The sequence below is a fragment of the Promineifilum sp. (SeqCode) genome (assembly GCF_041918635.1).
Classification (GTDB): Bacteria; Chloroflexota; Anaerolineae; order Promineifilales; family Promineifilaceae; genus Promineifilum.
Genome location: NZ_JAYRVJ010000261.1, coordinates 1 through 6,699 on the forward strand (window position 1 = coordinate 1; position 6,699 = coordinate 6,699).

The following is a 6,699-nucleotide window of genomic DNA, read 5'->3' on the forward strand; positions in this document are numbered from 1 at the left end:
CGGCCCTACCTGTTCGAGAAGGCGGTTGTAGAAGTACTTGAAGCCGGACAGCGTTTCCACGGTTCCGCCCGACTTGGTGGCGACGATGACGAGCGTCTTGCTTAGATCGAGGCTCGCCTCGGCGGCGCGGACGGCGTCGGCGTCGGTCGTGTCGAGCACGGCCAGTTCCAGGTAGGGGAAGGGGGCGTTGGCCGGGCGAGAGGGCTTGCCCAGCGTTTTCTGGAACAGTTCGGGGGCCAGACTGGAGCCGCCCATGCCCAGCAACAGGGCGTGGGAATACCCCTCAGCTACCAGACTGGTGGTGAAGCTATCCAGCCGGTCAACCTTGTCGGCCAGCGCGTCCATGATGTGCAGCCAACCGAGGCGGTTGGTAATCTCTGTCGGCTGGGGCCGCCACACCGTGTGGTCGTGCGCCCAGATGCGGCAGACGACGCGCCGGTGGCAGAGCGCGTCCAGCCCATCGTTGACCAGCGATTGCAGATCGCCCAGTTGAGTGGCGATGGGCTGCCAGTGGGCGTCGAGGTCGCTCCGCCGCTGGATGATCGCCCCCACCAACGTTTGGAAACGGTGTTCCGAGGCTTCCAAGTGCTCCGCCTGGAGCCGCGCTGCGAGGGCGTCGAGGTCAAGTCCCAACGCCCGCACCACGGCCAGATGCGCTTCGGCCGCGTCCAGCCCTTCTTCGAGGGTGGCCGTCACCACTCCCCCATTGTGCAGAAAGGCATTGAGCGTGGACGGCGAGAAAGTCATTACCGTGTCCGCGCCGGCGAGCGCATTGACATAATACGTCTCGGGGTAAGCAAAGTCACGTGGTGTGGTGCGCGTCCACTTGGGGCGCAAGGGCCGGCCGCGCCGCGCCGCCAATTTGTCCCAGGTCGGGCCGCTGAACAAGCGGTGATAGCGGCTGTAGAGCACTTTAGCCAGGGCGATGGCCGTCTTGCCTTTCAAGTCGGGCCGGCCCGCTCTGTCCAACCAGGCGTCGGCGGCTTCATCGATGGGACTAACCGAGAAAGAGGCTACGGCCGTCGGCGTTGTGCGCCAGACGCTATGGCTGCTGATGTACTCCTCCAGCCCGGCCAGGTAGGCCGCGGCCACGCGCTCATAGTCGGCGACTGAGAAGAGGTGGGTGGCATTGATTGAGACGCCGTCGGCCACCAGCCCGCGGATGGCCTCGATGCCCACCGGTGTGGCCGGTATCTCGACCATGACGTTGTAGCGGTCGATCTGGTGCGACAGGTGGCGCACCTCGGCCATCGTGGCCCGCACCTCGTGGAGCAGGGCTGGCTCCAGTTCGAAGCTGACGAAGCCGTCGAGCCGGTTGCTTTCCTCGAAGACAGGGTGCAGCGCGTCGGCGGCGCGCTGGATGTCGTCCACCATGAGCGCTTCGTAGATGCGGCGAGGCGGTTTGCCGGCGGCCGTCGCCCGGCGGATGCCCTCGTCGTAGTCGCTGCTGCCGGTGACGGCCCGTTCGTAGGCCTGGGCGTTAGCCGTGACGCCCTGCACACCGATCTTCATGCGTTCGGCCAGTTCGCCCGACCGGATGAAGCTGTTGCGCAGGTAGTTGAGCCAGGTGGACTGGCCGAGTTGATGGAGATCGCGCAAGGTGGCCATGGGTGCTCCTCTAAAGTGGTGGGTGCTGATTGAGTGGATGCTCGACTTGACGTGCCCTCGGGTGTTGAACTGAACACAGGACTGTCGCCAGGGTGGGCCTTCAGCGGCGCTCAAGCGGCATAGCCAAGGATAGCGCACTCCCACGGCATCTCCAAGCCTAACGATGGCCCGACTTGGTAGGTTATGACAGCGCTGCGACACTCCTTGACAGGTTGTATCAGCTACAGTCGGCCTCTAGATTGTGCGCCAGGCGCGCGCTATCTGGGTATATGCCATGTATCGTTTTTCTAAACCTTACTCTAGAGCCTACACGACTCTGGGGGTGGCTGTCATGTATAGAAAGTCATATCTTCCCATCACCCAATGTCACGTCACCCTGTCACAAATCGAGGCGCGGCGGTGTTTAGTAGATCGGATGAAGAAGCGCAAGCGGAGCGCGACATGAGCGCCCTCGACGACGCTCTGAGCGATGCCGCTCTGAGCGACAGTACCCTGCTTAACCGGCTGGGCCGTGGGGATGCCGCTTCGTTTGACGCGCTATTCTACCGGCATTATGACCGGGTCTATGGACTGCTCTTCCGGTTGGTGGGAGAGCGGGCCGAGGCGGAGGACTTGACACAGGAGACGTTCATCAAGCTGCACGCTCATGCGCGAGGGCGGCGGCGCGGCGGCGAGGAAAACGTCTCCGCCTGGCTCTACCGGGTGGCGATGAACCTGGGTTATAACGCGCTACGCGGGCGCAAGCGGCGATGGCAGCGCGACGTTCATCTGCTGCCTGAGCCGACGAACGCCGATCTGGCTCAGGAGGCGCTCGTGCGGCGCGAGGAGCGGGCGGCTGTGCGCGTGGCGCTGGCCCGTCTGCCGCAGCAACAGGCGCAACTCCTGGTGCTGCGCCAGATGGATTTCAGCTATGCGGAGTGCGCCGCCATCTGTGGCGTCGCGCCTGGGTCGGTGGGGACGCTGCTGGCGCGGGCGGCGGCCTCTTTTCGCAAGGTGTATGATGAGGTGGCCGGCGCGGGCGCCGGCGCCCCCAAGGAGCTGAGAGATGGCTGAGCCGCGGGAAGTACAAGAGGCGCTGGACCAGTTGTCCTCGCTCGCGCCCCATGAGGCCGAAGCGCCGCGGCCACCCGCTGTGGCGCTGGCCCGGCTAAAGCAACAAATCGCGCCGCCACCGGGCGGCCAGATACAAAGGAGTCTCTTTATTATGTCTACTCGTCGTTTGGTAACAGTGGGTCTTACCCTGGTTCTGATCGTCGCCGCGTTGGTAGCCTTCCCATCGGTGCGCGCCGCGGCCAACGACTTTTTGGGTCTGTTCCGCGTGCAGAAGTTCGCGCCCATCTCCGTCTCGCCACAACAACTGGCGCTGCTGGAGCGGCTGGGCGAAGAGGGGCTGGAGCCGGGTGAGTTCGTCGTCACCCAGGAGCTTGGTGAGCCGCAAGTAGTGGACTCTCCCGAAGCGGCGGCAACCACGGCCGGCTTTGCCCCGAAGACACTGAACCGCGCCGAACTGATCCGGACTTACGTGATGGACGGCGGCGCGGGCCACCTCATCGTCAACCTGGCCGGGGCGCGGGCCATCGTCGAGGCAGCCGGGGCCGACCCGCTGCTCCTGCCCGATAGCCTCGACGGGGCGCGGGTGGACGTGACTGTGTACGATAGCATTGGGCAACTCTATGACACCGGCGTCGTGCTGATCCAGTCGCCCATCCCGGACGTAAACTATCCCGCCGACGTCGATCCCACCGTGTTGGGCGAGGCGCTCCTGCAAGTGTTGGGCACGGAGCCGGCCGAGGCGCGCCGGATCGCGCAGAGCATCGACTGGACGAGCACGCTGCTGCTGCCCGTCCCGCAAGACCTGGGAACCTACCGCGAGGCGAACGTGAACGGCGTTACCGGTGTGGTCCTGGAGCCGTTTGATCCTGAGGCCGAGGCGGCTGTTGTCTGGCAGCAGGACGGGATGGTCTACATGATGCGGGCCGGCCGGCTGAGCGTCGACGAATTGTTGGCGCAGGCGAATACAGTGCGGTAAGTTACGATTCTCGAAGCGTCGCCGAGTATCGATCCGCAGATTACCGCTGTCTTCAGCGGCAATCTGCGGATTATTCCTGTATATATGTCTGATCTTGTTATTGACACGCACGGCCTGAGGAAAGAGTTCGGCCCCAAGGTGGCTGTCGCCGACCTAACCATGAACGTCCGCGGGGGTGAGGTCTTCGGCTTCCTGGGGCCAAACGGCGCGGGCAAGACCACCTCGATTAAGATGCTGCTTGGCCTGACGGCGCCGACGGAGGGCAGCGCCACACTGCTCGGCCGGCCGCTGGGCGACCGGGCGGCGCGGGCCAAGATCGGCTACCTGCCGGAGCATTTCCGCTTCCACGAATGGCTGCGCGCCGATGAGTTCCTGAGCCTCCACGGCGAGCTATACGGCATGGATCGGGCGGCGCGGGGCGCGGCCGTTCCGCGCCTGCTTAAGCTGGTCGGCCTGGAGGAACGCGCGTCGACAAAGCTCGGCGCGTTCTCTAAGGGTATGCTCCAACGCGTCGGCCTCGCCCAGGCACTGCTGAACGACCCGGCCCTCGTCTTCCTAGATGAGCCGACTTCTGGCCTCGACCCGATCGGCCGTCGCCTTGTCCGCGACATCATCAACGACCTGCGCCAGCGCGGCATGGCGGTGTTCCTGAACTCCCATTTTCTGAGTGAAGTCGAGAAGACGTGCGACCGCGTCGCCTTCATCCGCGGCGGTCGTGTTCTCCAGACGTCATCGCTCAAGGAGTTCGAGCAAGAGGCGATGCAGGTGGTGGTGCGCGTCGGCCAGCCGACGCCGGAGCTGCTGGCGGGGCTGGCGCAATTCGGCCGCCAGGTGGCGCTGGAACCGGGCGATGGCCGCATTCGCCTGACGCTGGGCGACGAAGCCCAACTGCCCGCGCTGGCCCACTGGGTCGTTCAAAACGGCCACAGCCTCTATGAGTTAACGCCAACCCACCTGTCGTTGGAGGACCGCTTCCTGCAGGTTGTCGGCGAGGAGTCGGACGAGTAGACCATGCCGATTTTCATCATTGCCCGGCTGACCATCCGCGAGGCCCAACGGCGGCGACTGCTCTGGGTGGCGCTGTTCATGGGCGTCGCCTTTCTGCTTGTCTTCGGCATCGCCTTCCACTACATTCAGCTCGACCTCGAGCGCCAACCGACCATGGAGGATCAGACCAGTTTTGTCTCCGTCTTTCTTCTGACGGCCGGCTTGTATGCGGTCAACCTGCTGGTCAACGTCGTGGCCGTGCTGGTGTCGGTGACGACGCTCTCTGGCGAGATCGAGTCACACACCATCGACGCGATCGTCACCAAGCCCATCCCGCGCTGGCAGGTTGTGGTCGGCAAGTGGCTGGGCTTCGCCGCGCTGGTGCTGGCCTATCTGGCCTTGCTCGTCAGTGGGCTGATGCTCATTGTCTACCTGCGCTCCGGCTTTTACATGGACAACATCGGCCAAGGCGTGCTGCTGATGGCCCTGGCGGCGTTGCTCGTCCTGACGGTGAGCATCGCCGGCGGCACGCGCCTCTCGACGATCGCCAACGGTGTGCTGACCTTCATGCTGTTCGGTCTGGCCTTTCTGGGCGGCCTGTTGGAGCAGGTGGGCGCACTGATCCGCAATCAGGCCGCCGTCAACGTCGGCATCGTCAGCAGCCTCATCATGCCCGCCGACGCCCTCTGGAAGAAGGCCGTGGCTTACTTCCAGCCGAGCGGTAATAGCAACCCGTTCGAGTTGGGGCCGTTCGCGGCCATCACTGAGCCTAGCAGCCTGATGGTTGTCTATGCCCTCCTCTATTTGACCGGCCTCATCCTCTTCGCCTTGTGGAGCTTTTCCCGGCGCGATCTGTGAAAGTGACGTAGAAAATACACCACTCGCGCCCGTTCTCGCTTACAATGGGGAGCATGGCGGTGCAGTAGCAACCCGGCCGCCTGTGGAGAACGTCACATGGCTGAGAAGCCGCATATCATCCGTCTGGTCGCCGACGAAGTGCGGCAACAGTACTACCATCGCAAGCGCGAACGGATGGAACTGCCCCGGCCGCGCATTGTTGAGGACGAGATCGGCGTGGAGTTCGACGGCCAGTTCATCCCTTACGCTGACCTGGGCTATCACGGCGACGTAGGGTTCTTTCGCCTGTCGGAGACGACGGGCGTGCCCAATGAAGCCATGCCCTTCGCCGCCACCGGCCGGCTCATCGACTTCGGCCAGGTGCTCGTGACTACGGGCGTCACGCAGCGCCTGACCAACGAGGAGATCCGCGGCCTGCTGGAGCGGCACGCCACGGGCGACTATGGCGAGTACGGCGAGTTCTACGAGCTTGACGTGACCGACGAGATGCTTGTGGACGCGGTGCATCCGCCGGCCCCCGGCCCGGCCAACAAGGTCAACACCCTGACCGGCCTGGACGCCATCGCCTCGGCCTACACGGTGCGCGAACACCGTGTGTGGGTCATTACCGAGGCAGGCGAGCACCGGACGACGGTCTTTCTGTTCGCCGGTCCTTCCCAGGAGTAAAGCTCTATGGTTCCCTCGCCCTTCGGGAGAGGGTTAGGGAGAGGGCCCGTCTTTCTGTTCGCCGGTCCTGCCCAGGAATAAAGCTCTATGGTTCCCTCGCCCTTCGGGAGAGGGTTAGGGAGAGGGCCCGTCTTTCTGTTCGCCAGTCCCGCCCAGGAGTGAAGGCCCACATCAGAAAGTCAGGCAGGACACGGGCCCACGTCTCGTAGTCATGTCGCCCGCCCGCCACCTCGACATAGGCCAGATCGTCGGGGTGGAGGCCAATGGCGCGCAGTTCGTCCATCAGCTCCAGCGTATCCTGAATCGCGTCGATCACGCCGTTGCCGTCGCGGTCACACACCTCGTCGCGCGTGCCGGCCTGGAACCAGAAGCGCAACGGCGGCGGCCTGTGCGCGCGGCGCACGAGTGTATGGGCGATGCGCCGGCCGGGGTCGATGCGCGTCTCGTCCTCCGCGGCATGCCACCACAGGCTGCCGGACATGACGCCGACGGCCTCAAAGCAACCCGGATGGTTCCTGGCGATGTCGAAGGCGGACAGGCCGCCCAGTGAC

Annotated in this window: 7 protein-coding genes; 5 read left to right on the plus strand and 2 right to left on the minus strand. The window is 64.5% G+C overall.

Translation table 11 applies throughout. The features are described 5' to 3' along the window. The coding region (locus tag ACE3UY_RS08740) for a transaldolase family protein (protein ID WP_374687159.1) at positions 1-1,608 on the minus strand (1,608 nt) is incomplete at its 3' end. 399 nt (positions 1,609-2,007) lie between these two features. Here ACE3UY_RS08740 and ACE3UY_RS08745 point away from each other — a divergent pair. The 5 genes from ACE3UY_RS08745 to ACE3UY_RS08765 all read left to right on the plus strand — a co-directional run bounded on the left by ACE3UY_RS08745 (position 2,008) and on the right by ACE3UY_RS08765 (position 6,148). Beyond that, on the plus strand, positions 2,008-2,661 hold the full coding sequence (locus ACE3UY_RS08745; protein ID WP_374687160.1) for a sigma-70 family RNA polymerase sigma factor: 654 nt from the start codon (positions 2,008-2,010) through the stop codon (positions 2,659-2,661). After that, the gene (locus ACE3UY_RS08750; RefSeq protein ID WP_374687161.1) at positions 2,654-3,637 is read left to right on the plus strand and encodes a hypothetical protein; all 984 of its coding nucleotides are present in this window, start codon (positions 2,654-2,656) and stop codon (positions 3,635-3,637) included. Before ACE3UY_RS08745 ends, ACE3UY_RS08750 begins: the two co-directional genes overlap by 8 nt. Positions 3,638-3,721: 84 nt before the next feature. Further along, positions 3,722-4,645, plus strand: a complete 924-nt coding sequence (locus tag ACE3UY_RS08755) for an ABC transporter ATP-binding protein (RefSeq protein ID WP_374687162.1) — start codon at positions 3,722-3,724, stop codon at positions 4,643-4,645. Positions 4,646-4,648: 3 nt separating this feature from the next. After that, complete coding sequence (locus ACE3UY_RS08760; RefSeq protein WP_374687163.1) at positions 4,649-5,482, plus strand: ABC transporter permease subunit; 834 nt, start codon at positions 4,649-4,651, stop codon at positions 5,480-5,482. A 96-nt stretch (positions 5,483-5,578) separates the two neighbouring features. Further along, complete coding sequence (locus ACE3UY_RS08765; protein ID WP_374687164.1) at positions 5,579-6,148, plus strand: hypothetical protein; 570 nt, start codon at positions 5,579-5,581, stop codon at positions 6,146-6,148. Between the two features lie 85 nt (positions 6,149-6,233). Here ACE3UY_RS08765 and ACE3UY_RS08770 read toward each other — a convergent pair. Then, positions 6,234-6,699: alpha/beta hydrolase (locus ACE3UY_RS08770; RefSeq protein WP_374687165.1), on the minus strand; the 466-nt coding region annotated here is incomplete at its 5' end.

Coding starts and splice junctions, on each gene's coding strand:
- ACE3UY_RS08760 (WP_374687163.1), top strand. CDS start 4,649: ATGCCGATTTTCATCATTGCCCGGCTGACCATCCGCGAGGCCCAACGG.
- ACE3UY_RS08750 (WP_374687161.1), top strand. CDS start 2,654: ATGGCTGAGCCGCGGGAAGTACAAGAGGCGCTGGACCAGTTGTCCTCG.
- ACE3UY_RS08765 (WP_374687164.1), top strand. CDS start 5,579: ATGGCTGAGAAGCCGCATATCATCCGTCTGGTCGCCGACGAAGTGCGG.
- ACE3UY_RS08755 (WP_374687162.1), top strand. CDS start 3,722: ATGTCTGATCTTGTTATTGACACGCACGGCCTGAGGAAAGAGTTCGGC.